At 56.4% G+C, this 26429-nt stretch carries 27 protein-coding genes; 17 read left to right on the top strand and 10 right to left on the bottom strand.

Features of this window, described 5'->3' with window-relative positions; all coding sequences use genetic code 11:
* Window positions 1-116 precede the first annotated feature (116 nt).
* Window positions 117-284: a hypothetical protein gene (locus V1288_RS20150; RefSeq protein ID WP_334358696.1), complete on the top strand. Its 168-nt coding sequence runs from the start codon at window positions 117-119 to the stop codon at window positions 282-284.
* Between the two features lie 17 nt (window positions 285-301).
* Here V1288_RS20150 and V1288_RS20145 read toward each other — a convergent pair whose 3' ends face one another.
* Window positions 302-502 carry a hypothetical protein gene (locus tag V1288_RS20145; RefSeq protein ID WP_334358695.1) on the bottom strand — a complete coding sequence of 67 codons (201 nt, stop codon included), beginning with the start codon at window positions 500-502 and terminating at the stop codon, window positions 302-304.
* A 492-nt stretch (window positions 503-994) separates the two neighbouring features.
* Between V1288_RS20145 and rfbF the strand changes: the two genes are divergently transcribed.
* Genes rfbF through V1288_RS20125 form a run of 4 tightly spaced genes read left to right on the top strand, consistent with a single transcriptional unit; the run spans window position 995 to window position 4332 of the window.
* Window positions 995-1765 carry a glucose-1-phosphate cytidylyltransferase gene (rfbF, locus tag V1288_RS20140; RefSeq protein ID WP_334361356.1) on the top strand — a complete coding sequence of 257 codons (771 nt, stop codon included), beginning with the start codon at window positions 995-997 and terminating at the stop codon, window positions 1763-1765.
* 14 nt (window positions 1766-1779) lie between these two features.
* Complete coding sequence (locus V1288_RS20135; RefSeq protein WP_334358694.1) at window positions 1780-2823, top strand: NAD-dependent epimerase/dehydratase family protein; 1044 nt, start codon at window positions 1780-1782, stop codon at window positions 2821-2823.
* Window positions 2824-2842: 19 nt separating this feature from the next.
* Window positions 2843-3409, top strand: a complete 567-nt coding sequence (gene rfbC / locus V1288_RS20130; protein ID WP_334358693.1) for a dTDP-4-dehydrorhamnose 3,5-epimerase — start codon at window positions 2843-2845, stop codon at window positions 3407-3409.
* Window positions 3406-4332 (top strand): NAD-dependent epimerase/dehydratase family protein, encoded by a 927-nt coding sequence (locus V1288_RS20125; protein ID WP_334358692.1) that lies wholly within the window; start codon window positions 3406-3408, stop codon window positions 4330-4332. The genes rfbC and V1288_RS20125 overlap by 4 nt, the downstream gene beginning before the upstream one ends.
* A gap of 49 nt (window positions 4333-4381) precedes the next feature.
* On the opposite strand, the gene V1288_RS20120 is transcribed toward V1288_RS20125, so the two are convergent.
* From V1288_RS20120 to V1288_RS20110, 3 genes are all read right to left on the bottom strand, one after another.
* Window positions 4382-4624 (bottom strand): hypothetical protein, encoded by a 243-nt coding sequence (locus V1288_RS20120; RefSeq protein WP_334358691.1) that lies wholly within the window; start codon window positions 4622-4624, stop codon window positions 4382-4384.
* 41 nt (window positions 4625-4665) lie between these two features.
* Entirely contained in the window at window positions 4666-5040 is a 375-nt protein-coding gene (locus V1288_RS20115; protein WP_334358690.1) for an H-NS histone family protein, read from the bottom strand.
* Window positions 5041-5338: 298 nt separating this feature from the next.
* A complete protein-coding gene (locus V1288_RS20110) occupies window positions 5339-6802 on the bottom strand; it encodes an undecaprenyl-phosphate glucose phosphotransferase (protein ID WP_334358689.1) in 1464 nt (487 codons plus the stop codon).
* A gap of 193 nt (window positions 6803-6995) precedes the next feature.
* Here V1288_RS20110 and V1288_RS20105 point away from each other — a divergent pair, with 193 nt between their 5' ends.
* Window positions 6996-7259, top strand: coding sequence for a hypothetical protein (locus tag V1288_RS20105; RefSeq protein WP_334358688.1), 264 nt, complete (start codon window positions 6996-6998; stop codon window positions 7257-7259).
* 47 nt (window positions 7260-7306) lie between these two features.
* Here V1288_RS20105 and V1288_RS20100 read toward each other — a convergent pair whose 3' ends face one another.
* Entirely contained in the window at window positions 7307-7654 is a 348-nt protein-coding gene (locus V1288_RS20100; RefSeq protein ID WP_334358687.1) for a hypothetical protein, read from the bottom strand.
* 273 nt (window positions 7655-7927) lie between these two features.
* Here V1288_RS20100 and V1288_RS20095 point away from each other — a divergent pair, with 273 nt between their 5' ends.
* The 3 genes from V1288_RS20095 to V1288_RS20085 all read left to right on the top strand — a co-directional run bounded on the left by V1288_RS20095 (window position 7928) and on the right by V1288_RS20085 (window position 10024).
* Window positions 7928-8335, top strand: a complete 408-nt coding sequence (locus tag V1288_RS20095; protein ID WP_334358686.1) for a hypothetical protein — start codon at window positions 7928-7930, stop codon at window positions 8333-8335.
* Between the two features lie 452 nt (window positions 8336-8787).
* Complete coding sequence (locus V1288_RS20090) at window positions 8788-9489, top strand: PEPxxWA-CTERM sorting domain-containing protein (RefSeq protein ID WP_334358685.1); 702 nt, start codon at window positions 8788-8790, stop codon at window positions 9487-9489.
* Between the two features lie 184 nt (window positions 9490-9673).
* Window positions 9674-10024, top strand: coding sequence for a hypothetical protein (locus tag V1288_RS20085; RefSeq protein ID WP_334358684.1), 351 nt, complete (start codon window positions 9674-9676; stop codon window positions 10022-10024).
* An 820-nt stretch (window positions 10025-10844) separates the two neighbouring features.
* On the opposite strand, the gene V1288_RS20080 is transcribed toward V1288_RS20085, so the two are convergent.
* Together V1288_RS20080 and V1288_RS20075 are read right to left on the bottom strand one after the other, a co-directional pair.
* Complete coding sequence (locus V1288_RS20080) at window positions 10845-11402, bottom strand: cold-shock protein (RefSeq protein ID WP_334358683.1); 558 nt, start codon at window positions 11400-11402, stop codon at window positions 10845-10847.
* 218 nt (window positions 11403-11620) lie between these two features.
* Window positions 11621-12568, bottom strand: coding sequence for an FkbM family methyltransferase (locus V1288_RS20075; RefSeq protein ID WP_334358682.1), 948 nt, complete (start codon window positions 12566-12568; stop codon window positions 11621-11623).
* A gap of 235 nt (window positions 12569-12803) precedes the next feature.
* On the opposite strand from V1288_RS20075, the gene V1288_RS20070 reads away from it, so the two are divergent.
* The 6 genes from V1288_RS20070 (at window position 12804) to V1288_RS20045 (ending at window position 19353) form a co-directional block, all read left to right on the top strand.
* Complete coding sequence (locus V1288_RS20070) at window positions 12804-13307, top strand: acyltransferase (RefSeq protein ID WP_334358681.1); 504 nt, start codon at window positions 12804-12806, stop codon at window positions 13305-13307.
* 101 nt (window positions 13308-13408) lie between these two features.
* Window positions 13409-14437, top strand: a complete 1029-nt coding sequence (locus V1288_RS20065; RefSeq protein ID WP_334361355.1) for a Gfo/Idh/MocA family protein — start codon at window positions 13409-13411, stop codon at window positions 14435-14437.
* Window positions 14434-15549: a DegT/DnrJ/EryC1/StrS family aminotransferase gene (locus V1288_RS20060; RefSeq protein WP_334358680.1), complete on the top strand. Its 1116-nt coding sequence runs from the start codon at window positions 14434-14436 to the stop codon at window positions 15547-15549. The genes V1288_RS20065 and V1288_RS20060 overlap by 4 nt, the downstream gene beginning before the upstream one ends.
* A gap of 25 nt (window positions 15550-15574) precedes the next feature.
* Entirely contained in the window at window positions 15575-16540 is a 966-nt protein-coding gene (locus V1288_RS20055; protein ID WP_334361354.1) for an NAD-dependent epimerase/dehydratase family protein, read from the top strand.
* Entirely contained in the window at window positions 16537-17697 is a 1161-nt protein-coding gene (locus V1288_RS20050; RefSeq protein ID WP_334358679.1) for a DegT/DnrJ/EryC1/StrS family aminotransferase, read from the top strand. Before V1288_RS20055 ends, V1288_RS20050 begins: the two co-directional genes overlap by 4 nt.
* A 15-nt stretch (window positions 17698-17712) precedes the next feature.
* Window positions 17713-19353 carry a glycosyltransferase gene (locus V1288_RS20045; protein ID WP_334358678.1) on the top strand — a complete coding sequence of 547 codons (1641 nt, stop codon included), beginning with the start codon at window positions 17713-17715 and terminating at the stop codon, window positions 19351-19353.
* A 99-nt stretch (window positions 19354-19452) separates the two neighbouring features.
* On the opposite strand, the gene V1288_RS20040 is transcribed toward V1288_RS20045, so the two are convergent.
* Genes V1288_RS20040 through V1288_RS20030 form a run of 3 tightly spaced genes read right to left on the bottom strand, consistent with a single transcriptional unit; the run spans window position 19453 to window position 22544 of the window.
* On the bottom strand, window positions 19453-21012 hold the full coding sequence (locus V1288_RS20040) for a lipopolysaccharide biosynthesis protein (RefSeq protein WP_334358677.1): 1560 nt from the start codon (window positions 21010-21012) through the stop codon (window positions 19453-19455).
* Window positions 21013-21020: 8 nt separating this feature from the next.
* The gene (locus V1288_RS20035) at window positions 21021-21977 is read right to left on the bottom strand and encodes a glycosyltransferase family 2 protein (protein WP_334358676.1); all 957 of its coding nucleotides are present in this window, start codon (window positions 21975-21977) and stop codon (window positions 21021-21023) included.
* A 6-nt stretch (window positions 21978-21983) separates the two neighbouring features.
* Window positions 21984-22544, bottom strand: coding sequence for a polysaccharide deacetylase family protein (locus V1288_RS20030; protein WP_334358675.1), 561 nt, complete (start codon window positions 22542-22544; stop codon window positions 21984-21986).
* A 709-nt stretch (window positions 22545-23253) separates the two neighbouring features.
* On the opposite strand from V1288_RS20030, the gene V1288_RS20025 reads away from it, so the two are divergent.
* Together V1288_RS20025 and V1288_RS20020 are read left to right on the top strand one after the other, a co-directional pair.
* Window positions 23254-24858, top strand: coding sequence for a glycosyltransferase family 39 protein (locus tag V1288_RS20025; RefSeq protein WP_334358674.1), 1605 nt, complete (start codon window positions 23254-23256; stop codon window positions 24856-24858).
* Between the two features lie 152 nt (window positions 24859-25010).
* Window positions 25011-26159, top strand: a complete 1149-nt coding sequence (locus V1288_RS20020) for a glycosyltransferase family 2 protein (RefSeq protein ID WP_334358673.1) — start codon at window positions 25011-25013, stop codon at window positions 26157-26159.
* The last annotated feature ends 270 nt before the right edge of the window (window positions 26160-26429 follow it).

Genomic DNA, 26429 nt, shown 5'->3' with positions numbered 1-26429 from the left:
AGCGGATGAGCCTCGGATCTGACTGCAACGCGCTGCTGCTGCTGGCTGGATCTGGAAAGGGCTGCTATATTTAATTCCGGCCCTATGCCCTCGGACCTGAATGTCAGGATGACGGTATGACGAACCTTGTCGCAGCTCCCGCGAGCGAGACCTTCTCGATCGTTGGAACGTGCATTAATTGCACCGCTTCGGCCAGCCTGCTGGCAACGATGACCCTCATCGCCATCGGCGTTGCGCTGGCCTTTCGCTCAGAACGCCGCAACGGCGCGTCGCGCAACGCCTGAGCGAAGCGGTCTATCTATCAGACGAGATCGTCGGGTTCGTATTCGACGAACTTTTTGTAGATCCAGCGCCTGCCATCGTGCCGGCGCCACACCTTGCCCCACAACAGCCGGCCGGTGATCGAGCGCCTCGGCATCATGACCGTCCAGAGATGCCAGGTGTCCGCCCACGCCCGTTCCGGGCTGAGCGATGTGACTTGAAACAGGTTGTAACGGCTCATCGGATCGAACTCCGGCATTGAAGGCAAATCCGCCGAAATAAATGTCGGCGGATTCACACCTCAATGTTGTCTGGACGAAGGGAAGCCACCGCGGCTGTAACGCATTCGAGCTTGCGCCGGAGCTCGCACACTTCCCTATATCTCCGCGCGAGATCTACCGGTCTGGCCCGCGATTTGCGCTTTGTGACAACCTTCCGACGCTGGCGATTTTGTTTCATGCTGCATTTTAGCTTGACTCGCGAACCGCTCAATCAAAGCCGTGCATTAAGCTAACCCGTCAACCTTACTCGGCGGCACTCAACCTCAACGCGCGCGGGCATGGCCGCGGGAATCGATTTTAGGGACCATTGCTGCAGGGGAACCCGTAAATCGGCGGGCGAAATCAAATAAACCATTCGTCACGAAATGACGGCGCGGCCTCGCGCGGCTTGGCCATTTCATGTAGTGATTACCGGTAAACCTATTAATCTCAACGTATTGAGTGGCAAGTTAATGCGCGCAGTATTGCTGGCGGGTGGCCTGGGAACCCGGTTTGCCGAGGAAACCGATGTTCGTCCCAAACCGATGATCGAGATCGGCGGCAAGCCCATCCTGTGGCACATCATGAAGATCTACTCTAGCCACGGCATCAACGACTTCATCATCTGCCTTGGCTACAAGGGCTACGTGATCAAGGAATATTTTTCCAACTACTTCCTGCATCAATCGAACGTCACTTTCGACCTTCGCGAAAACAGGATGGAGGTTCTGCAGAAGCACGCCGAGCCGTGGCGGGTGACGCTGATCGACACCGGCGAAGAGACCATGATCGGCGGGCGCATCAAGCGAATCCTCCCCTATATCGGCGATGACGACGCCTTCTGCCTGACCTATGGCGACGGCGTGGCCGATATCGACATCACCGAAAGCATCGCCTTCCATCGCCGCGAGGGCCGCCTGGCGACCGTGACCGGCACGCAGCCGCCCGGCCGCTTCGGCGCCATCAACCATCAGGGCAGCCGCGTCACCGGCTTTCAGGAAAAGCCGCGCGGCGACGGCAACTGGATCAATGGCGGCTTCTTCGTGCTTTCACCCAAGGTCGGCGACTACATCGAAGGCGATGCGACCGTCTGGGAAAAAGAACCGATGACGAATCTGGCGAATGATGGCCAGCTCAGCGTGTTCCTCCACGACGGATTCTGGCACCCGATGGATACGTTGCGGGACAAGCGATATTTGGAAGATCTTTGGTCAAGCAATAAGGCTCCCTGGAAAAAATGGTAAAGAAGAAAGATTCCATGCGTATCCTTATTACCGGTTCGATGGGCTATGTCGGCCCGATTCTTACGCGTCACCTCCGGCAGAAATTTCCAGACGCCGAATTGATCGGCTTCGATACCGCATTCTTTGCCCACAATCTTACTGGCGCGACCAAATTGCCCGAGTCGCTGCTGGATCGCGCGCATTTCGGCGATATCAGAAACTTTCCGCCGGAACTGCTCGATGGCGTCGATGTCGTCGTCCATCTCGCGGCGATCTCCAACGACCCGATGGGCAAGGAATTCGAAGGCGTCACCGAAGCGATCAACGAAAAGGCCAGCGTTGCACTTGCGCAGATGGCGGAGCAGCGCGGTGTCGGCCGCTTCGTATTCGCTTCGAGTTGCAGCATTTACGGCGCCGCGGAAGGTCGCCCCAAGCGCGAAAGCGATTCGCTCAATCCCCTCACCGCCTATGCCCGGTCCAAAGTCGCGATGGAAAACGCGCTTCGCGCCAGCAACGCGGGCGAAATGACGGTCACTTGCCTGAGATTTGCGACGGCTTGCGGCATGTCGGATCGCCTGCGGCTCGACCTGGTCTTGAACGACTTTGTCGCGAGCGCGCTGGCCACAGGCGAAATCACCGTGCTCAGCGACGGAACGCCGTGGCGACCGCTGATCGACGTGGCCGATATGGCGCGGGCCGTTGAATGGGCCATCGGACGTGATGCCGACCGTGGCGGACGGGTTCTTGTGGTGAATGCCGGCAGCAACACGGGAAATTATCAGGTCCGCGATCTGGCTGAGGTTGTGGCCGCTGAACTGCCGGGAACCCGGGTCAGCATCAATACGGCGGCGCCGCCGGACCTGCGCTCTTATCAGGTTGATTTCTCGCTTTTTGCCGAATTGGCGCCTGCGCATCTCCCTGCGGTCCCGCTCGTCCAGTCCGTCCGAAACCTCTCAGCCGGGCTGAACGGAATGGGATTCTCGGACAAGGAATTTCGTACATCCTCGCTGATGCGATTGAAGACGCTCAAGGACCACATTGCGGTGGGTCGCCTGTCTGCCGACCTCCGCTGGCAATAATCGTTGAAGGGCTTACATCGTGAAGTTTCATCCTACGCCGCTTCATGGCGCCTACACCATCGAACTCGAAAAGCGCGGCGATGACCGGGGGTTTTTCGCACGCTTCTTCTGTCAGAAGGAGTTCGAGGCGGCCGGTGTGCCGATGTCGATCGTTCAGATCAACAATTCCCTGAGTGCAAAAGCCGGCACCCTGCGCGGGATGCATTATCAATTGGTGCCCGCCGCAGAAATCAAGGTGGTGCGCTGCATCCGCGGCGCCCTTTATGACGCCATCGTCGATCTGCGACCGGACTCCCCGACCTTCGGCAAATGGTTCGGCGTTGAACTCACCGCAGAAAACCGAACGATGATTTTCGTTCCGCAGGGTTTTGCGCACGGCATCATGACGCTCACCGACGATACCGAAGCGTTCTATCTGGTGAATGCGTTCTACGCCCCCGAGCAGGAGCGCGGCTTGCGCTTCGACGATCCGCGATTTGGCATCGAGTGGCCGCGACAGCCCGTCGAAGTTTCGCCCAAGGACAGCAGTTGGCCGGACTTCGATCCTGTCTTCCATGGCATCGAATCCCTGCGGGGCCTGACGTGAGAATCCTTCTGACCGGAGGCAGTTCGTTTACCGGTCTGTGGTTTGCGCGCGGCCTCGCCGCGAGAGGCCATACCGTCGTTGCCCCCCTCAGGGGCAGCGATTATTCGGGCTTGCGCGGCAGCCGCGTGGCCGAGCTTCGCCGTGTTGCTGAAGTCGTCGAGGACTGCCCGTTCGGCTCGGCTCGCTTTCTCGATCTCGCCGGCACGGGCTCTTGGGATCTGCTGTGCCAGCATGCGGCCCAAACCGGCGATTACCGCAATCCGGACTTCGACGTCATTGGCGCCGTCGCCGACAATACGAAGAATCTTGTCGCCGTCCTGAAGAAGATGATGGACCGCGGCCTGAAGGGCGTCGTGCTCACCGGCTCGGTATTCGAGCAGGACGAAGGCGCAGGCGATGCGCCGCTCAGGGCTTTTTCACCCTACGGACTGTCGAAAGGCCTCGCCTGGCAATATTATCGTTTCCTGAGCGAGACCCTGCATTTCAATCTCGGGAAGTTCGTGATCGCGAATCCTATTGGACCATTCGAGGAGCCGCGGTTTTGCAACTATCTGATACGTTCCTGGTTCAAGGGTGAAGTTCCGGCGGTACGGACACCGCTCTACGTGCGGGACAACATTCATGTTGATCTCTTGGCCGCAGCCTATGCAACTTTTGCCGAGCGAGTGCCTTCGCAGCGCGGCGTAACGAAGCTCAATCCGAGCTTCTATGTCGAGAGCCAGGGCGCCTTTGCTCAACGCTTCGCCGTTGAAATGTCATCCCGCGTTGGCGTTGCCTGCCCCGTCACGTTGCTGCAGCAGGAGGACTTCACCGAACCGATGGTCCGGATCAACACCGACCGAATTGACGGGGCGGAATTGGGCTGGAGCGAGCCATCGGCCTGGGACTCAGAAGCTGAATTTTATCGGCAGGCCGCAAAGTAACTATGGAGGTCGCATCCGTCCAAGCGATGGGCGTCGCGACCGCAAACCGCTATCTGGTCTGACAGCTTTGCCTGCAGGTTTGGGCCTGGCTGTCGCATGCGCTCTGGCAGGGAGCGCCGAGCGTGGTGGGACACACGCGCTTGCAAGCATCGTTCTGGCTGGCGCAGTTGGCAAAACAGGCATCGGTAGCGGCATCGGCCAGGCGCAATTTGCCGATCGACACGTTGTTTTGGCCTGCAGCGGCGGTTCCGATCAGCAGCAGGGACAATGCTGCACTGAGCGCGAGCCTCATGGAGAACCTCCGGTTACACCGCCGTCGCGGCTGCCAAGACCCTATGCGCGGCGGCGGCGGGTACTTTCGCTGGCTTCCTGCTTGCCAATCACGAACTCCTCGATCTTGTGACCGGTCTTTAGCGCGGCCGTGAGCCAACGCGGCTGCTTGCCACGACCCGACCAGGTTTCGGAAGGCTCCTCGGGGTTTCGATATTTCGGGAATACGCGCGGGTACTTCCGGCGCTCACGCGGCGCACTTCGGGCTTCCGCGGTCTCCGATTGGCGCATCTCTTTCTCACGCCGAAGTTGCGCCAACCGCTTCTCAAGCTCACGCTTTTCCGACGTCAATCGAACCGACAAGACCTGACTGAGCTCCTCATGGAGCTGCCATAACTCGTCTACTGACATTCCGTCGAAATTTGGCTTCTTGTTCATCCCGCCTGTGACCATCACGATTCGTAACAAACTATAAGTCCAGCGGCGGCCCTTTCCAGCAAAATTGTAGATTTGGCAACAAATCTCCGCAAAAACCCGGGGTCTGCATAGCATCGAAGCTAAGTGGTTCAAATATCGATCAAATTTCGATCAGCTTCGAACCCTTCCGGGCGGCCTGCTCGAGACTGCGCGAACCAACAAGTGTCACTACACCGCCGATGGCAAGGTTCCCCACACCCACGGGTTGAGAGAAGCCGACAGCCGGCAGATCACGAGCGCCGCAACGTCCACAGCTGGATCAGTAAGCGTTGCGCTTACGCAGAACCTCGAAAAAGGTCTTGATCAATATCTGGATGTCCAACCACAGGCTCCAGTTGTTGATGTACCAGAGATCAAGTTTTACGCGTTCGGAGATGTGCTCAATCGTGGGTGTGCCGCCGCGCGCGCCGTTGCATTGCGCCCAACCGGTCATGCCGGGCTTGACGTGATGCCGGAACGCATACTCGCTCAACACCGTCTCGAAATAATTGTCGTGGGCCAGCGCATGCGGGCGCGGACCGATCAGCGACATATCTCCCCTGAAAACATTCAGCAACTGCGGCAATTCATCGATGCTTGCCGATCGCAACAGACGGCCGATGGACGTGACCCGCGGATCGTCGCGCGTCGCCTGCACCACGGCGGGCCCGTTTTCCTGCACGGTCATGGTGCGGAATTTGAACATCATGAACTGCTTGCCATTAAATCCCTTGCGGAACTGCCGGAAAATAACCGGCCCGGGACTGTCAAGCTTGATGGCGATAGCCGTGAGCGCCATGATCGGCAGAAAGAACACCAGCGCCAGGGCCGCAATGACAACGTCCATCACGCGCTTGACGAAGCGTTCCGCAGCACTGAGAGGCGCACGTTGAATTTCGATGGCGAGAACGCGCTGACGCGCCGATGACGCATAATTCGACAACGTCCGGACCCGCATGTCTGGCAAAAGCCGCACCGCTACCGGCAGCGTCTTGACGTGCTCGCGGATGAACTCCAGCCGGGGCGCATCTTCCCACGGCATCGCAAGCAAGACTTCCCGGCAATTGTTCCGCCTGACAAAGTTTGCCGCTGAGTTGATGACGCTGACGTCGGTCGAGTCGCGCTTCACGGGATCGTCTTCCGAACTGAGCGTGAAGCGGCTGACTTCGGAAGTGCCGAAGAAGACCAGGAGATCCCGGGGCTCGAGCGCGGCGATCTCGTGGAAATCGCCGATCAGCACGATGTCCCGCCGGCCGATCACGCCGCGCGAAACGGCAGTCGCCAGGGCCACTTTGGTACCCTTCCTGACGGCGAGCAGTCCCACCGGCGCAACAAAATAAAACATCACAAAGGCGCCGCGCGAATAATCGACGCCGATCTTGAGCAGAAACGCGAAGAAGGCGAGCAGCAACCCTGTCGTAAACCAGCAGATCAGTATTTCGCCGATCTCGACGCGCGGTTTGGCGCTGTCGGGAAAATCGTAATAACCGCTGCCGCTCATCCGCAGGATGTGAATGAAGCTTGCCAACAAGCCGACCGCGCAATGCGGGAGAATGTTGTGCATGGCAGCGCCAATGGATAGCTGATATCCGATTCCCCCCGCCACACTGGACAGCAGGATCACGAAGGCATCTGCGGTCGATAGGAGATAGGGGACTGCGTTGCTGGAGAAACGAGCGGGAGAACCGCCAGCGGATTGGTCGAGTTGGCCTACCTTGTTGCCAATATCCGCTCCGATCGACATAAGAAAAATGCCCGCGCAGTATCGCTGATACGAACTGTCTGATTATTGGCCCAGAGAGCCATAAATCCGACAGACCTTCAAAGGCCTAAGTAACTCTTCGTTAATACCGGTGACCATACACTCGGCCGGAGTGCGACGCAATATTTAATCAGTTTGATTGCGCTTTTAACCGTATTATGGAGCGAGCTGACGCATGCTGCCCATCCTCGCCTGCGGTGCCGGCATCTATGTGGGCCTCCATTTTAATATTTTGGCGTTGCTCCCGCTTTCAGTGCTGGGCGTCGGCGCGTACCTTGTCTCGGCCTGGGCCAACGGCCAGGGATTGCTGGACGGCCTGGCCGTCGTGGCCCTTCCAATCATTACCGTTCAGGTAGGCTATTTCCTGGGGCTGACGACCCGGCCGGCTTATTTGCACTTGCGATCCCGGCTCAATGTTCGGCACTCAGAGCCGGTATAATCCCGATTTAAACGCGGATTATCCACCATTTCCGCGGCTGATGGTTCCTACCGCACCTTGTCGGCGAAATACCGGCCGAAGACTTCCTGAATTGCATCCAGACCGCCAAGCTGACGCTCGAGCTCCTGTATGCGTTTTTCGCCGCTTGCCATTTGCTGCTCGTATTCCTTGATCCTGGCCGCATCCTTGGCGTCGCGCGTCAGATATTCATCATAATCAGTGCCGGTGGCAAAGGCAGCCTGATCGCGCGCCGCATCGACCCGCGCGCGCAGAGCGTCCCTTTCTTTCTGGATCGACACGACGGCGGCCTCGACGGCGGCCGAAATGGAGCCGAGCCGTTCGCTGTCGGTCTGAGCATCGCGCTCCGCGGAACGAACCTTGAAAGCCCGTGCCATATCGAGTCTCCTTGGGGTAGCGGTCTTCCTGGGTACCTGTCTTCGCTGCACTGCTTCGCTGGACCGGCAGACCACCGTTGGAAAAGCAAGTTTTGTAAAGCCTATCGAACCGCTGCCCGATCAACAACGTTGCATTTTTTTGAAAAAACGAAAGGCTGGATTACCGGATGATTCGGATTTTCCGCCATAGCAACGTCCGTGCAAGCGTAAAGGTTTTCCAAGCATAGCCCGAGGTGGCGACCGGACAGAAGCAAGATGAGATTTCGAGATACCTTGAAATTTGTTCTTGAGCTGTTTGTGCCTGAAAAGCTTATGCCCCCAGGCGGGAGTCCTGTGTCCGATCCAAAGCCCGAAACTTCCCAGAACGGCACGACAAGTCTCGAGTCTGAGAAAGCAGCACAGGGCGGAAAGGCCCGCCGGATTATCGAGGAGTTGGACCATGCCCAATTTGGCGGTCCCTCGTTCGGTCCGCAAACGATCGAGTTGATGTCAAAGGCCCTGGAAGCTGCCGAAGCCTACTTGCCCGGGCCGGCATCGGACCAGCAGCTTCGATTGATCGCCGCGACTATTTTGAAGGTGGCTGGCGACGGCGAGCGCGATCCGATCCGCCTGAAGGCCGCGGCGATATCGGCCCTCGGGCCCGTTGTCGACAATGCGGACGGAAAGCCGCCATCGGCCTGACGGCAGTCGCCGCCAAAGAGAGTGGGCCACCGAGGTTACGGGCCGTGCATGCGCCTGATCGAGCGACGGCTGCGCTGGCACCGCAGCGCTTCAGCTGCCACAGAATGCAATGAACGAGCGCCAAAAATACCGGCCAGAAAATTTTAAATCTGCCGCCTGCATTCAGGAATGCCCTTAACCTTGCGAGGAAGGGTCAAAACTGCGGACAGTCCAAAGTGACAAGACCTTTGCGCGACGGCCGTGCTGCGCGAGCAGAGGACCTGCTTGCCTGAGAGATGGCATGGCGATCAACGCAGTAGAGTATCATTCGCACGTCATACTACCACGTTAGATAATTTGGAGCTGGCGAACTTTAAATAAACACCTGGGCCAGCCTTGGGATGCAGTCATCGAGCGAGCCTGGCGGGGAACATTCAGTGTTTCGGCGCTGGTTCTCAACGGAGCACAATTAAATGGTTGGTACTATCGCTAAACTGTCTTGCGCTGTTCTTCTTGTGTCCGCTGTGCCGGCCAAAGCTGTCGAGGTGATCACGAACGGCGACTTTCAATCGGGTCTGACGGGGTGGACCTCGTACACTACCGCGAACGGAACCATCGCGGCCACTCCGAGCTTGCCAGGTGCTCCGCAGCCACAGAACGCTTCGGTCGTTTCTTTCAACGTGACGGGTTCCGGCACCTCGAACGCGTTGTTCCTGAACGCGGGCAAGATCAATCCGATCTATGGTTCCGCCCCCGGGGAAGGTGGTGGCGTCTTGCAGATGTTCACGACGACGGGTGGTCTGGCGACGTTCTCGGCCGATATTGCGGGATTTACCCGCGTGAACGGTCTCACGGCGTTCGGATTGATGAGTGTCCTGCTGGATGGCGTCGTGTTGGATAGCTTTGACTTCGTCGGCCCTGGCACGTCGACGACACTGCGCGACACGCTGGATTTCACTACCAGCCTTACGGCGGGCCAGCATACCATCCAGCTACAGGCCACGCGCATTTTCGCACCCGGTGGTGGCGTTACCTCGCAATACTTCGACAACGTATCGCTCAATGTGGTAGCCGCCGTTCCGGAGCCCTCAACCTGGGCGATGTTGATCCTCGGCTTTGCGGGTGTAGGCTTTATGGCTTATCGCCGTCGCAACGGCGCAACGCTCGCGGCCTGATCAGCGCTCCGATTGGATTCCGAAGCCGCCTGCAAGGCGGCTTCTTTTTTAGCCGGGCAAGTACGCCGCTCGGCAAGCAAAGCAGGCATCAACCTCGGTGCGTCACGCTATCGGGCCCATCAGGACGCCGGGGCGGGGCTCATCATGCCAAAGAGCAGGCGAACGGTCGTCTTCGAGGAAGCGGGTGAACGCGCTCCAGCGCTTAAGCGCGAATATCGGCCGGCGAGTATCCACCGTAAACATGGACGGTATGTCGCAACAAAACAGCGATGGCGACGGCCACGATCGCAAACGCGACAACGTAACGGAAGCGAGCATTGAGCGCTTCTTGAAGATTAAACCCTCATATCCAATTAATATCTCGTGCTTTTTGTCATTCGGATGGCCAGATATTTCGATATTTGCTGGCACGAAGCTCTTTGATCCGACTTGCCTTCGCACATGCCGCACTGCACAATTTGACGAATTACGCCTTGCCCAGAACGGCGAACGCGTCCTGCTTCCCTCGCCTCGCGAGGTTTGCAGCGGGTTGTGAACCTCCCGAACGAATGATAATGATTTATTTTTTAGGGACGTTCCATGCCGGATCCGAGAGATTTTCGGCTACGAAGTGTGCTATGGGTGGTCTTGGCCACAATTTCAGTTGCGGCCGTGCTTCGTTATGTCCTTCACGACTATGGCGGTCTATTGGGCGAAGACATCCGCACAAATGCACTATTGGGTGCGGCGGTGTTGAGTGCAGTCGTGATGGCTACTTTTTTTTTCTATCGCCTCCACCGCTGAATTAAATCGCTGGAAATCAAGTCAATCGCGGACGATAGGCATATTCCAGTTCGATCGAGACTTGCGGAACACTCTTTCCGCCAATTCGAGCAAGCAGGCTTTGTTCGGCTTTTGCTGGATACTCTCGAAGTAGCTCGAAATCGGGGTGCTCGGAGAGCCACCTGTCCCGTTCTGCTGCAAGATGTCCCTGATCTCGACCTAAAATGATATGTCGCCGTGTCATATTGAATTGCCCTACCCAGCTCAAATCCATCAAAGCAAGCGGGATGCCAATAGCGCCTCTCGCTACTTAGTCGCAGCATGGGTGGCCCGGAGATCAACATAGGGCGTCACTATGTCGTGAACGGAAACGGGCGCCTCCGGCGCGAATATAAACTTCCGTGGTCGCGCCCCCATGGGGCCCAAAGTGGCTGGGAACGGCGATTGCGAGGGAACAGGGATTGGGCCGCGAGAACTTGTTGCTGCCGCCCGACCCTGCATGCGTCCCGACTTGAGGTGATGAAGAAAGAGATACCGTTCCAATACACGGGCAGTAAGCACTTCGTTGCTTCCCTATTAATATCTAAGCACCGCTAACTTCGCTTTTGCTCATCCGATAGCGTGTATTCAAGTTGCTTTTCATGAAGGGACATGCCTAACGCTGCTTCGCACCGGTCTCGATCGGCCCTTCCGTACCTCACACCTTTAACTGCCCAATTTGCACCGACCGACGTTTCCGGAACCACGCGTTCAATAATGACCCCTATAAAGGCCTGGCACTCAGGGGCGACAGCACGAACCGCATCCGCCAGCGATTGCTCAAGAGCCGCGCGGATGATCGGCTTTCGAATGGGCTTGTCCGGCTTTTCGTCAGCCACATCTGTATTTTGCACGGCCTGAAAACCGAGTGAGACTCCGTTGCCCTCTTTGGAGCCCGCTTTGTTTGCCAAGCGCAGACTAGTCGCAAACGGTCTACCCAGATCATTCGCCTTATCAAAGCTCACCCTCTGGCCTTTTCGCAGGTGCTTGATACCAGCTGCTTCGAGCGCCCTGCGATGAACGAAAATGTCTTCGCCGCCCGTTTCAGGACGAATGAAGCCATACCCTCTGGAACGATGAAACACCTTAACGATGCCGGTCGGCATGCCCATTCCTTCTCGAAGGACCTCCAGTCACCCTGCTCTACCCTTTTTGGGTCGACTTGACGAGCCGATCTGCCGTCGCGAATTTGTCGCGCTCCGACTGCCTTGGCGATGAGCATGAACGACCGGCTTCCGTGCAGCCTTGTGTCAGCAGCCACTCAGTTCAGCGGCCAAGCGTGCCCAAGCTTGTAATTCGAGACGGTCGCGCTCGAACATCGCGAGCAAGCTCAGGGCACGAAAAAGAAATTATTGATGTAGGGCAGTCCGGATTTTCCCGACTGCAGTTCAGCATGGCGGAATTGATCGATTGAGCGCATTTCAGCGCCATCGAAGTACTGTCCCTTGTAGCCTCTGCGTTCGAACCAAGCAGCGGTACGCTCGATTGCGCCGGGGTTATGCCGCTCCTCAATCTCGATCATGAGGTTTGGGCGATCCCTCTCAAGAATCCCCTCGGCGCCGCGGAGTACCGACTCTTCATGGCCCTCGACGTCGATCTTAATGAAACCGATCTGAGGTAGATCGAAGTCGTCCAACCTCTTTTTTGGGACAACAACCTCCGTAAATTCATGCCCTTCAAGCCGGTTTGCGTCGGAGATCGTGCCCAATGCCGCAACGTCTCCCACCCTGACGGGTATTCGCAATGTCGCAGAGCCGCCATCGGACGAGACCGCGCTCCATTCTATTCGAACGGATTTTCCAAAAACACTTTGAGCAAATTTTGCGCTGGCTGGATTAGCTTCGAATCCAATCACCGACTTCGCAAACCTTGTGAAGTGCCGCGTGTAAAACCCAAGGTGAACACCGATGTCGACCGCGGCTCGATCTGCACTGATGTATCTCTCAACGAAATGTATCTCGCGCTCAGAGTCATTCGACAACATATATTGCTTGTACTTCAGGTACTGCCACAGCGAAGGAGAAATGCTGCGGAGACTCGCCGATAGCTTATTCATTGACAACAACTCGAGGGCTGAGCGGGCAACGATCGAAATGAGCTTAATATCATCAAGTGCATCGGTAGAGTTGGCCTGACCGCCCGCGGCCCGCGCATTCAGCCACCGGCTGACCGCAGGACAGCAACCTCGCGCAGTCTCGCTGTCCATGCCAACCGACCAGCAGTCATACACAAAATCCTTGGTTAATGCAGCGATGTTGCCGGAGACCGTACCGCTCACCACTATTAACGCTAACGAGTCACGTTTAATCCAACAAGGCCTCGACAGTCGCTTGCGAAAGCGAAGTCAGCGCCATCTTCCCTTCGCGACCTTAACCTTCGAAAGAACTAGACCGGTCGAAAACGATATTTCAGTTGGCGCCGGGCTTCCGCCACTTGAGATAAATGCTATCACTTGCCCTGCCTTGATGCGCTCCGGGCCGCGCACTATCACTTCGGATAGAAAGTAAAATGGTATGCCAATATCGGACACGAGTAAACTGGGAACCAACGTCACGATTTATCATCCAGATCAAGTGAACCTTTACGGTTGCACCATTGGGGATGACAGCCGCGTAGGGTCCTTTGTGGAAATCCAGAAAAATGCTGCGATCGGCGCCCGTTGTAAAATCTCCTCCCATAGCTTTATTTGCGAGGGAGTCGTTATTGAAGACGAAGTCTTCATTGGCCATGGCGTGATGTTTACCAACGATCGATTGCCACGGGCGACCAATCCCGACGGCTCTCCCATGACTGAGGAAGACTGGAAGCTCGAATTCACCCGAGTGAAGCGCCGAGCCTCGATTGGATCGAATGTTACCATTTTGCCAGGCGTCACGGTCGGAGAATCTGCATTAGTTGGCGCGGGTGCTGTGGTGACGAAGAATGTGCCCGATTTCGCAATCGTGGCCGGAGTACCCGCAAAAATCGTCGGGGACACGAGGCACGGATCAAAATCTGCCGTTGCGAACGCTTCTTAACGTAGAACGACAACTTTCCTGTCTGGAAATCTTGTCAATGGTGCCACTCCATCGACGCAACGATGTTTAAATCAGCTCAGCTATGAAAGGCTTTGAAGCTAGTGATCAACATAGGCGTAATCGGTTACGGATACTGGGGCCCCAACCTCGTTAGAAATCTCGCGGAGGTGACGCGCGTCACGCTCACCGCTGTTGTGGACTCCAATCCCGAAAAGCTCGCGCTCGTCCAGCGCCGCTATCCCGCGGTCAAGACTACAGCCGACTTTCAGGATCTCATACGCGATCCTACGATCGATGCGATAGCTATCGCCACACCAGTCAACACTCACTTTGAACTCGGCATGGCCGTCCTCAAGGCCGGCAAGCATCTTTGGCTTGAAAAGCCTATGACAGAAACGTCATTGCAAGCACGTCAGCTCCTGGACGAGGCGGAAAAGCGCAACCTGATCCTTTTCGTAGATCATACTTTTGTTTACACGGGTGCGGTTCGCAAAATGCAGGAAATTGTAGCCAGCGGCGAACTTGGAAAACTTCTATACTACGACAGTAGCCGGGTGAATCTTGGTCTGTTTCAGCATGACGTTAATGTCATTTCAGATTTGGGAGTCCATGACTTCTCGATTCTAGATCATCTGTTGAAGGAACATCCCAACGCCGTGTCTGCGGCTGGCATCAATCACTTCCCGGGAACGCCGGAGAACCTGGCCTATATAACGATGTTCTATGACAGTGGGACTATTGCTCACATAAACGTAAGTTGGCTTGCGCCAGTAAAGGTCCGGCAAATTTTGCTGGGCGGAAGCAACAAGATGATCACGTACGACGACCTTGAGCCCAGCGAAAAGATCAAAGTTTACGACAAGGGGGTTAGCTTCACTGACGACCCCAAGAAGATCTACGAAATGCGGGTCGGCTATCGCACTGGTGATATGTGGGCGCCAAAGCTCAATGAAGGTGAAGCGCTGCGCGTCGCAGTCGAGCATTTCGTCGACTGCATCGAGAAGTCACAGCCACCCGTGACCGATGGCAGAATGGGACTTCGCATCGTCGAACTGGTGGAAGCCGCCACCAGTTCAATGCGAGGCCGCGGCGAAACCGTTCACGTCCAGCGTAAGGGAAGCTTCCGGTGATTCCGTTCGTCGATCTCAAGGCGCAGTACACCAGCATAAAGGACGAGGTTGCCGTCGCTATTCAAGGCGTCCTCGATAGCTGTCAGTTCACATTGGGAAGCGAGGTTGTCGCTCTCGAGAAGGAATTTGCCGCGTACTGTGGTGCTGGAGATGCCGTAGGCGTCAACTCGGGTACCAGCGCCTTGCATCTGGCCCTGCTAGCGGCGGGCATCGGTCCGGGTGATGAAGTCATCACCGTCCCGTTCACGTTCGTGGCGACAGCGGCGGCGATCCATTATACCGGCGCCACACCGGTTTACGTGGACATCGACCCGAAGACATTCACGATGGACCCAACAAAGCTCGAGGCGGCGATCACCGCAAGAACGCGAGCCGTGATTCCAGTTCATCTGTACGGCCTGCCGGCAGACATGGATGCAATCGTCGAGGTTGCGCGGCGACACAAACTGATCGTGATTGAAGACGCGGCCCAAGCGCATGGCGCAGAGTACAACAAACGTCGCGTTGGCAGCCTCGGTGACATGGCCTGCTTTAGTTTCTATCCCGGTAAAAATCTGGGAGCGTATGGCGAAGCCGGCATGGTGACGACCGACAATCCTGGCTACTCAAAACAGATCAGGATGTTGCGGGATTGGGGCGCAGAGCAGAAATATCATCACGTGCTCAAGGGCTATAACTTCCGCATGGAAGGTATCCAGGGCGCTGTCCTGCGTGTGAAGATGCGTTATATCGAGAAGTGGACGGAGGCCCGTCGGGCCGCGGCCCGCTATTACGACCAAGCCTTTGCTGGCAGCGGGATTGAAACACCCCAATGGTCCGACGCTAGCCGCCATGTTTATCATGTCTATGCGATCCGCAGCTCGGAACGGTCAAAATGGCAGCAGGAGCTGACAGGGAAAGGCGTCCAGACAGGAATTCACTACCCGATACCTGTTCACCTTCAGCCCGCTTATGAGGACGCAAGGTGGCGTCGGGGAGATTTCCCTCATTCGGAAAGGGCTGCTGACGAAGTTCTTTCATTGCCGATGTATCCCGAACTCACCAGGGTTCAGCAAGATGAAGTCGTCGCAGCTGTTCTGCATACAGCAAAGCAATTAGTTCCAATTCGTTAACTGAGAGGACAAACGGATCATGAAAATCCGTGGCTCGAAAATACTGGTGACCGGCGGATGCGGTCTGATTGGGTCGACGACCATTGACCTTCTGCTCCGCGATCACGACCCTGCCAAGATCACCATCTTCGACAATCTCGTTCGTGGTTCGACCGCGAACGTGGAAGCGGCATTGCGCGACCCGAGGGTCGAACTCGTGCAGGGAGACATCCGGGACATCGATCGCCTCAATGAAGTGACACAGGGCATGGATGCCGTGATCCATATGGCCACGCTGCGCATCACCGCTTGCGCCGCGGAGCCTCGTGAAGCGCTCGAAGTGATGTGCGTCGGCAGCTACAACGTCCTCGAGGCTGCTCAGGCTGCCAATGTCAAAAAAGTTGTAACTGCATCCTCCGCCTCGATTTACGGCCTGGCGGATGTTTTCCCGACGGCAGAACATCACCATCCATACAATAACCGGACCTGGTACGGCGCCAGCAAGGTGATGCTTGAAGGCCTGCTGCGTTCCTTCAACGACATGTACGGCCTGCCGTATGTCGCGCTGCGGTACTTCAACGTGTACGGCCCTCGCATGGACCTCCACGGAAAATACACCGAAGTCTTAATCCGATGGATGGATCGGATCGCTTCAGGCGAACCGCCACTAATTTTAGGTGACGGCAGCACGACGATGGATTTTGTCTACATTGATGACATTGCCCGCGCCAATATCCTGGCACTCCAATCCGACATCAGCGACGAGGTGTTCAATGTGGCGAGCGGCACTGAGACAAGCCTCAATGAACTTGCCACGGCATTGCTTCGCGTGATGGGGTCCAACCTTGCACCGGAATACGGCCCCGAACGCAAGGTCAATCCAGTTTCGCGTCGACTTGCAGATATCGCCAAAGCCGAGGACATGCTGGGTTTCAAGGCAACTGTAGGATTGCAGGAAGGATTGCAGCGTTTGGTCGCTTGGTGGCACGAGAACAGGCACAATATCCAATGATTCCCATCATCAAACCTGTGATGGACAACCGTGAGGCGGACGCGGCTGCCCGAGTCATTCTCAGCGGATGGATCACGCAGGGTCCGGAAGTCGCGGCTTTCGAGCGGGAGTTTGCAGACTTTGTCGGCGCCACGCATGCCTGCGCTGTTTCAAATTGCACTACTGCCCTCCATCTTGCGCTGCTGGCGATAGGCATCAAGCCGGAAGATGAAGTAATCACGGTCAGTCATTCTTATATCGCCACCGCGAATGTGATCAGGTATTGCAATGCGACGCCCGTATTCGTCGACGTTGATCCGGCGACCTACAACATCGACCCATCCGCGATTGAGTCCGCAATAACCCCTCGCACGCGAGCGATCTTGTGCGTCCATCAAATGGGCATGCCGTGCGACATGAAGACTGTCATGGAGATCGCACGACGGCACGGTCTTCCTGTTGTCGAGGACGCAGCCTGCGCAATAGGCAGTGAAATACACATTGATCGTCAATGGCAGAAAATCGGTCAGCCTATTGGCGATATCGTCTGTTTCTCGTTTCATCCCAGGAAAGTGATGAGCACTGGTGATGGTGGCATGCTCACGACCCGCAATCCGGCTTGGGATGCGCGATTCCGACGATTGCGGCAGCATGGAATGAGCGTTCCAGACACAGTCCGACATACCTCACCCCAAGTTATCTTCGAGAGCCATCCTGAAGTTGGCTACAATTATCGCATGACCGACATTCAGGCGGCTGTGGGACGCGCACAGCTGAAGAGAATGCCGGAAATCATTGCAGCCCGCCGGCGCCTGGCGGCCCGCTACACCCAACTACTCCAGGATAACCTTGGGATCGGCACTCCGTACGAACCAGACTGGGCGCGCAGCAACTTCCAAAGCTATTGCATACGGCTGCCTGATCGCGTTGATCAGAGAACCACGATGCAGGCCATGCTGGATGCAGGAGTTTCCACCCGCCGCGGAATCATGTGCGCGCATCGCGAAGCTTGCTATGAGGGGACTGGACACGCATCGCTGGTTCATTCGGAGGCCGCTCAGGATCACTGCATTATCCTGCCTCTATATCCCCAGATGAGTGAGGAAGAGCAGAACACCGTGGTGAACGAGCTCAAGTCTGCCATTCTCGCACAAGTGAGCGTTGTTCCGGCCCAATAGCTGAATAGGCGATCGATGACGATCGATACAACGGTTCTTCGACCTGAAGCGAACGGCGCAGCAAGTTCGCAATCTGCCTCAGAGCGGATACTTTCAAACTTTGCCCGCTTCGACGCTGAGGTTAAGCTGGCGGAGAGCGCCTACGCGGAGGGCGAGCTGGAAATGGCGGCATTCTATGCCGCCACCGCTGCAACCATTGCGACACACACTCATTGCGGAATATTCAACAGCCCCCGGCTCGAGGCAATTCTAAACGCGATAGGCCGACAGATCGCGCCGGGCAGCAATGGCGTAAAGCCGAGGGAAAGGGGCGAGTTCAAGCGAGTCCTTCATGTCGGAAGTGAGCTCTCGTCAGTCGGCGGCCTGACACGGATGATCGGCCGCTGGATCAATGCCGACAGCGATCGAATGAGTTCCGTGGTACTCACGCAGCACCGCGGTGAAATTCCCGAACATCTGACGGAGTCGGTACGGCGTAGCGGCGGTGAGTTAGTCAGGCTGAATCAATCCATCGGTAGCCGATTTGACTGGGTTCGCGCGCTCCGCCGGATTGCGAGTGCGTACGATGTGATTATTCTGCACATTCACTGCGAAGATGTAATCCCGGTTCTGGCTTTTGCCGACGAGAACGGACTGCCGCCAGTTCTGTTTTTAAATCATGCCGATCACTTGTTCTGGCTGGGAACAAGCGTTGCCGACCTTGTTCTCAACCTCCGGGACGCCGCCACTGACATCTCGATTTCTCGTCGCGGCGTGGAAGCCGATCGCAATTTTCTGCTGCCGACCATCGTTGATTCAACGACACGACTACAATCTCGCAATGATGCAAAGTCGAGCCTTGGGTTGCACCCGGACACGGTTCTGCTTCTCTCTGTGGCTCGAAGGCCGAAATACCGGTCGATTGACGGCATGAGCTTCGCCGACCGGCACATCAAGTTGCTCGAGAAGCATCCTCAAGCTCACTTGGTCGTCGTCGGTTCTGGCGAGCCCGACGATTGGCAGGCAGCCAAGACGCGAGTCGGTGGTCGCATAACAGGTCTGTCTGAGGTGCCTGATCCCAAACGCTATTTTGAAGCTGCAGATGTCTACGTCGACTCATATCCGTTCGTATCGTCCACTTCCATGATGGAAGCTGCGGGATACGGCTTGCCGGCTGTCACCATTTTCACGTTGCCTGATGAAGCCAGGATTTTCGGCATCAACCACGTGGGTCTGGTTGGAACGTGCCTCGTCGCCAGGACGACTGAAGAGTACGAGGCCATGCTCGACCGGCTCGTCGTCGATGCTCCCTTTCGCATTGAGAAGGGCGAGGCTGCGCGCCGGGCAATCGAGCGGTTCCACGTTTCCTCGGGCTGGCGCTCTCACCTCGAAGCTGCCTTCCAATGTGTCAGAAGTCTTCCCGCGCGCGTGAATAGCGCGGTCACGAACGATATCGTAGAACGTCCCTACATGGGCCCGCCCGACGACATGCATCAGGATATTGTCGGAGCGGAGCCTCTGTTGCCGGAAGTTAAAATGATCTACATGGGCGCCCTGCCCCTTCGCCAGCGCATTGCGCTGTGGTCCAGGATGCGCAGACAGGGAGAGATTTCCGGGCCGGCAAAAATGCTTCGACTTCTGCTGCCTGAATGGCTAAAGCGCACCATCAAACCGTGACAGGCGCGAACAAACCTTTACCTGCCGCCTCACCAATTCCAGCTCGCGGCTCACACGCACCGCCAACCTCACCTTTTCACACGCCGCTCGAAGGGCGGATCATTTTTTTGTAGATTGCAGACGAGCAAGGTAGGGTATCGCTCTTACCCTCACCTCTTCGGCAAGACCGCGCGACAGGGTCACAACGCGGGTACGGAGTTCTCGATAGATATTCGCCCTTATGATCACGCAACTTGCGAGCAGGAGGAAGACGCCGCCCGAAACTGATGCTCCCAGCAACAACTGCACAAGGTTATGATGGCTGCGATCCGAAATTGATACTCCGGCCAGGGCAGCAACCACCCCGCACCCGGCCAGCGGCAGGATTACCTTTATGGTGTCGGAGAAGCTCACGGGGCTCCCTCTGCATGCAAATGCAAAGCAAGGAAGCAACAGCAGGTTCATGGTAATGGCATAGGAGGCTGCTATCCCGACTGCGCCATACGGAATGGCCAGCAAAAAGCCGAGACCGATGATGGGCACAAAGATCAGACTCCAAACGAACATTCGGCGGGTCTTACCCAAGGAAATATAGATCCATCCGGACGCATTCATTGGGATCCCGGCGAAAAGAGACACCGCCAGCCACCGGAAGATGGTTGCTGATTTCTCCCAGCCCGGTCCGTAAATAATGGCGATCAGAGGATCAGAAACCGCAATTAAGCAAGCGGCCGTTCCAGCTCCGAGGAACATGAGCAGTCCCAAGGCATCCAAAAACGCCTGACGCCAACGGTCCGGCTCGTGCTGCAATCGGCTCAACGACGGTTCGATCGCCGCACTAAGGGGGCCATTGAAGAGATTGAGCGGCAACAACATCAACTGATAGCCGCGCGAGTAGAATCCCAGTTCGGTAGCTCCGAAGCGCCAGCCGACGATGATGTTGTCCAATTGTCGGTGGAAGAAATTGACGATACTGAAGCCCGCCAAATATGCGCCGAAGTGGAGACTGCTACGAGCTCCGCGCCAGTCGACAACCAGACTTGGCCGCCAGGGACATACCGTCCATATCAATGACAATGTGACGATTTGTGCAACGAGAGTTGTAACCGCGAGCGACCAATAGCCAAGATCGGTCTTCCACGCCACCAGGATCCCTGCCAATCCACCCACCGCATGTCCCACCAGACCTGTCCATTGCAGGACCATCCAGCGCATCGAGCGGAGCAACAGTGCAGTATGTTGCGAACCGAGGGCGGCCAGTGGAAAGGAGAGAGACATCAAGATGATCAGGCCAGAAACGCGCGGATCGTTAAAGAACCAGGCAGCGATTGGAGCGACGGCACAAACAATCGGCACCAGAACAATGCTTACTCCGAAACCAATGAAGAACAGCCCGCTCACCATATCCTGGTCGATCTGATGACGCTGAACCGTTGCGGACGTCAGGCCCAACTCGGAGAACAGCGCTACAAATCCTGTCACCGCAGCCGCCATCGCCACAAGGCCGAAAGCGTCCGGCTCGAGCAGGCGCGCCAGCACGGCGGTAATAAAAAACTGAATGAACATGCGGATCGGCTGCGCAGCGATCGCAATAATTCCTCCCCGCGCAGCATGCCGGCCAATATCTCTGTTGAGATGATCGGTGTTCAGAACTCGGCGATTACGTTCCTGGCTGTTCATTTTGACTGTCAGCCGGACGACCTGCCGGCCCTCGCGCTGCGCAAAGTCATCATCAAAGCTTCCCTCAACGAGCTGTCCGAGAGCAGCTTCCGCAACGCGCGCGACGGAAACATCGTGAACGCCCGCCAGATTGCACAAATCGCAAGCCAGCGTTCGCCTTTATTGGCGTGATCAAGTGCGGTCTCTGCAAAATAGAAGAAATAGTGATCCGTTACCTCAAAGTACGATCTCGCAAATGCGATTGGCGAGGCCCACACGCGCCATTCAGGAATTGCATTTCTCAGAAAGATTCGTCTGGTGAACTTGGCGCGCCGTAACTGCAGGCTATCGTAGGTACCGGTTTCCCTTTGAGAAAACAGGACACACGGTTGCCTGACGAAACCAACACCGTGCTGGCGGGCGATCCTCAACTGCCAGTCCCAATCCTGACCGCCGATGAAACTCTCGTCGAAAAACCCGACCGTTTCACGCACCCGAGCTCGCACGACCGTCGCTCCGATCTGCGGGAAGTACCCATTCAACATGAATTTCAGAAGGTCTCGTCGCTCATCCGGCAATTGTTCCGGCCAGGGACCGTAGATTGGACGCCGTTCGGGATCAGTGTTTATGATCTGACCGAACACCATATCCAGACGCGGATTGGCGGCCAGCAAGGCCAAGTGGCCATGGATATGATTTGAAGTCCAAACATCATCATCGTCCAAGAAAGCGATATAATCAGCTGTCGCGGCACGCATCGCAATATTGCGGGCGGCTGCCGCTCCGAACGTGGATGTATGCAGGTAAATTGCGTCGAATGCCTCCGCGACCTTTTGCGTGTCTGACGATGTTCCGTTGTCTCCGACAATAATCTCGAAGCGCACGCCATCACTCTCGAGAGCACGGATGCTCTGGAGGGCTTCCCGCAGCAATTCCGGGCGGTCCCGAGTGGGGACCACCACCGAAACCAGTTTTGCCTCTGTCATAATCCCTTAATACCACTCCTCCCAATTATCGAAAGCCCCGTTTAATAATGCGGTAAAGATCCGCTCGTCGTCCATCCAGGTAACGAACGTCCGGGGAATGGTGCCCGGCGGCCTGGTATTTTCCGCCTGAGCATAGACGAACCTGTAACCGGCTTCACTGGCAGCTTCGTGAGCGACGGAAGTCCAGTTCCTGGACTGCCCAAATGGAATTGCAAAGCAATCAGGGTTAATGCCAAGCCGCGATTTCAGCGCCTCTCGCGACCTGTTCAGCTCATCGACGGCCCTAGGCTTGTCAATTACCCCAAAATCCGGATGCGTGACGGAATGGCTGCCAATCTCAACGCCCATCTTGTGAAGTTGAGCGAGTTCTCCCCAGTCGAGCATGCGTGGCCGATGCCACGTTGAAGAACTTTCGATCAAGCCTGTTGTAGCGAACAAAGTGGATGGAATTTTGTACTCGCCAAGGAGCGGTGCGGCCACGGTAAGAACGCTCTTCCAACCGTCGTCGAAAGTAATCGCAAGATCGCGGGACGTTCCGATACCGCTCGCAATCTGGGCGGCAGGCACAAATCGAAATCCCAGTTGCCTTGCCAGATCAATGTGTCGCCGAAACCGCGACGGTGAGCAATCGTTCACGCCGAGATCTGGCTGCCCGACCGAGTGATAGCAAAGCAAACGGCCATGCGACTTCGCATGGTGAGGACCGAAGGACGCAATTGCCTGCCTCTCGCAGTACATTCGCGCCTTCGCGAGGCGTTCACGCAGCCTCAGTCTATCTACAAATCCCATTGTCCTTAACCAACTGTCAAGTCTTGGCCTACGACTGATCATAGTCGTGGTAATCGACGAAAACGATAAGTGAACTATGTTTCAGACGAGAAAAGCGCTCAGATATTTCGCCGCCCCGTCAACCGCCGCGTATTAAGCCTAACGTTCTCAAACATGTTGAACAGCACAAAAAACCCGATCCCTGCGCAGCAAATTCGCGCCCTGCGGGCCGACTTGCGGGCACTGAGTTCTTGCGCCGAGCCAAATTTATCATTTCGCCCACGATCGTGCGCTTCAAGAGTCTACCATCACCCTTGCACTAGCCTCGCCCATATCCGGGCGGTATCATGAAGATGAGCTTTCGGGCTTGGCAGCTGGCGAGATAAATGGCCTGCATGCGGCAACGAAAGGTTGAGCATGTTGCGCCTGTGGAGACGAATTGCCCACCGGGCACACCGGATGTCAATCGTTGGGCTCGCGCTTGCGGAAGATCATAAGGGAATTCTGGTTGCTTACGGCAATATTGACGCCATCTGAGGGTACCAACGCAACAGCCGACGACGTCGGCTCTCGGCATGACTTGGCCGATGGGCCGTTCATCATTGGACTGCTGACAGTATTCTTGGTCGGATGCATCGCACGCTTCTATCAATTGGATCACACCCCGATCTGGATGGATGAGGCTTACTCTTACTTTGTATCGACGCAACCCCTCGGCCATATCGCATTCAACAAGATCGATAATCACCCTCCGCTGTTTTACGTTCTGCAGCATTTCTGGAACGAACTGAATTCGAATGCAGAACTAATTCGCTTTCCGGCCGCAGCAATCGGCAGCCTTACCGTCCTGGTCGTCGCGCTTGCAACCAGCGATCTGCTCAATCGCGTTTCTGGCTTGGCTGCAGGGGCGCTGTTCGCACTTTCAACCGGCCACGTCTATTTCAGCCAAGAAGCAAGAATGTATACGCTTCTTTGTTTCGGCTTGGCCATCGCCACATGGGGCCTTCTCGGGCTCATGGACCGGGACAGGAAGAGACTCTATGCTGCAGTTTACCTGGTCGGAGCCAGTATTTCAGTCTATTCTCAGGCAGTCGCCCTGATTTACCTCGCAATACTGAATGGACTTGCGCTCGCCTGCTGCTGCCTAATGCCCAAGCAGAGAGCCAACTTTCTCCGCAACTGGCTGGTAGCCAACCTGCTGCTATTCGTCATCAGCCTGCCGTGGCTCGTCTCGCTCTACGAAGCGACTCAGAGCTTTCAAGGCCTACCCACCGACAGCTCGCTTCTGGTGCAATGGTTCTTTCGTAACATTGTGGGATTTCCCGGCCTGCCCTTTCCGATCAAGCAATTGGCCGACACGCTGCTACTGCTTGCCTATGCGCTGGGCGCCGTACTCCTCTGGAATAGCGGCCGAAGAGCGTTTGCAACTCTGAGCGCGGGCGCCCTCCTCATTTACCCGGCAGCAATTGCCCTCCTTAACCTCAACACTCCAATCCTTGCGAACCGCATCTTCATTCCCAACCTGGTTCCCGCGGCCATGCTGTTCGGTTGCTGTGTAGCGATGCTTAAACAGCCACTGACCCGAACCGCGCTACTCTCGGCCACACTGTTGCTCGCCGCCTGGTCGGCAATTGAGGCCAAACACTTGCAGGTGAAGACAGAAGATACGCCGCAAGCGCTCGCCCTCATAGACGCACATGGCTTCGGAAAGGCACCCATCCTTTGCAGCAACTTCTGGACGGCCGGGACAGCCTATTTTTATGCGCCGAACAGGGAAATCCTGTTTCCTGGCGTGGATCGTGAACTAATTCGATTCAACGACAGAATGTTGGCTGCCTATTCACTGTCAGCTGCCGAACGCGTCCATATCGAAGACGGTCAGATGCGACGCATGTTGATTGACAATGGATTGGTCGTCGATCCAGAGAAAGATTGGACTTCGGTCCAGCAGGTTGCCCTGATCAGCGCGAGCAAGGATTTGCGTGAGAAGCGGTTACTAGCGTCGCTCGGATTCACCGAAGTCGATACGCCACCACTCACGAGCCCCCGACAGCTTATCTTTCAACCGCTCTCGACCAATATTTCTCTCTGGAAGCGCCCTAGCAAGCAATGATACCGAGCCGGCATCATTGATCTCGTCTCGGACATGAGAGTTAACGACTTTTTACGATCTGCTCGCGATATCGTTAATGCGGGGTTCTGACACTTAACTCTGAAATCATTCGAGGCTGGCTTGCCAGGCGGCTCTCGCATATTCTCCATCCCATGAACAAGCATACTATTTCAGTTCTCGAAAACGACCTTGAGACGTCTGCTGAGGCTGCGCAGTACATTCCTCGGCTTTCGGTCATAGTGCCCACGTTCAACGAGCGTGTGAACGTAACGAAGTTGTTCGAAAAGCTTCAGACCGCACTGACCGGCATCGATTGGGAAGTCATATTCGTTGACGATAATTCTCCGGATGGAACCTCGGATGTTGTGCGCCGTCTCGCCGGACAGGATGCTCGTGTCCGCTGTCTCAGGCGAATTGGACGCCGTGGACTTTCCGGGGCGTGCATTGAAGGCATTTTGGCATCGAGCGCCCCCTTCGTGGCCGTGATGGATGCCGACCTGCAGCACGATGAAACACAGCTCCCGAAGATGCTTGCCTTGCTGCAGGATGGGCAAACAGAGCTCGCTGTTGGCAGCCGCTATGTCGAGGGTGGCAACGCGGACAGTTTCAACAAGCAGCGGGCCGGCGCCAGCGCCCTTGCAACCGAAATCTCCAAGCGCCTGCTGCGCGTTAGCATCTCCGATCCCATGAGCGGCTTCTTTATGATCCGCCGGGATCGCTTCGAGCAGCTGGCTCCCCAGCTCTCCACACAAGGCTTCAAGATCCTGCTCGACATCGTCGCCACCGCTCAAGGAAATCTTCGCACCGTAGAAATCCCATACAGTTTCGGTTCGCGCTTGCATGGCGAGAGCAAGCTCGATTCCATGGTGGCTCTCGACTTTCTCGGACTCGTGCTAGCGAAGCTGACAAACGACGCGGTATCGCTGCGCTTTCTCTTGTTTGCGCTGGTAGGTTCGACCGGCCTCGTCGTGCACCTTGCCACGCTATTTATCGCGCTCAAGCTATTCAACTTGCCGTTTGCGGAAGCGCAAGGCTGTGGTGCGCTCGTCGCAATGACCACAAATTTCATCCTGAACAATTTTCTCACCTATCGCGACCAGCGACTGAAAGGATTTGCCATTCTTCGCGGGCTTCTAGCTTTCTATTTCGTGTGCAGCGTCGGCCTGCTTGCCAATGTAGGCGTCGCGTTCTCAATCTATGACCATGAGCCGATTTGGTGGGTCGCGGGAGCCGCCGGCGCACTGATGGGCGTCGTTTGGAATTACGCGATGTCTGGCCTTTTCGTCTGGCGCAAGCGGTGATGGAACCCGATCGACGACACATCGGATGGAAGTTGTGCCGCTTGAAACTTTGCGCGCGAGATTTGAGGGTTCGGCAGGTCAGCCGGCGTTATGCCGGCGACGCTGCATCCGCGGCTTTCCTCTCTTGACGGTCCCCAATGAAAAATGGAGGATTGGCGGCATCCCGGCCGAGAACGACCGGTCAAGGACCTGATCCGGAAGCGCGGGCTTGCGATCCGTCCTCGCCCGGACATTTTTCGACATGACCTGCCAAGCACCGAAGCCGTTCGC

The organism is Bradyrhizobium sp. AZCC 2176 (assembly GCF_036924645.1).
Lineage (GTDB): Bacteria > Pseudomonadota > Alphaproteobacteria > Rhizobiales > Xanthobacteraceae > Bradyrhizobium.
Note: the sequence above shows the minus strand (reverse complement) of the source record. Positions and strands in the feature narration are given on the sequence as shown.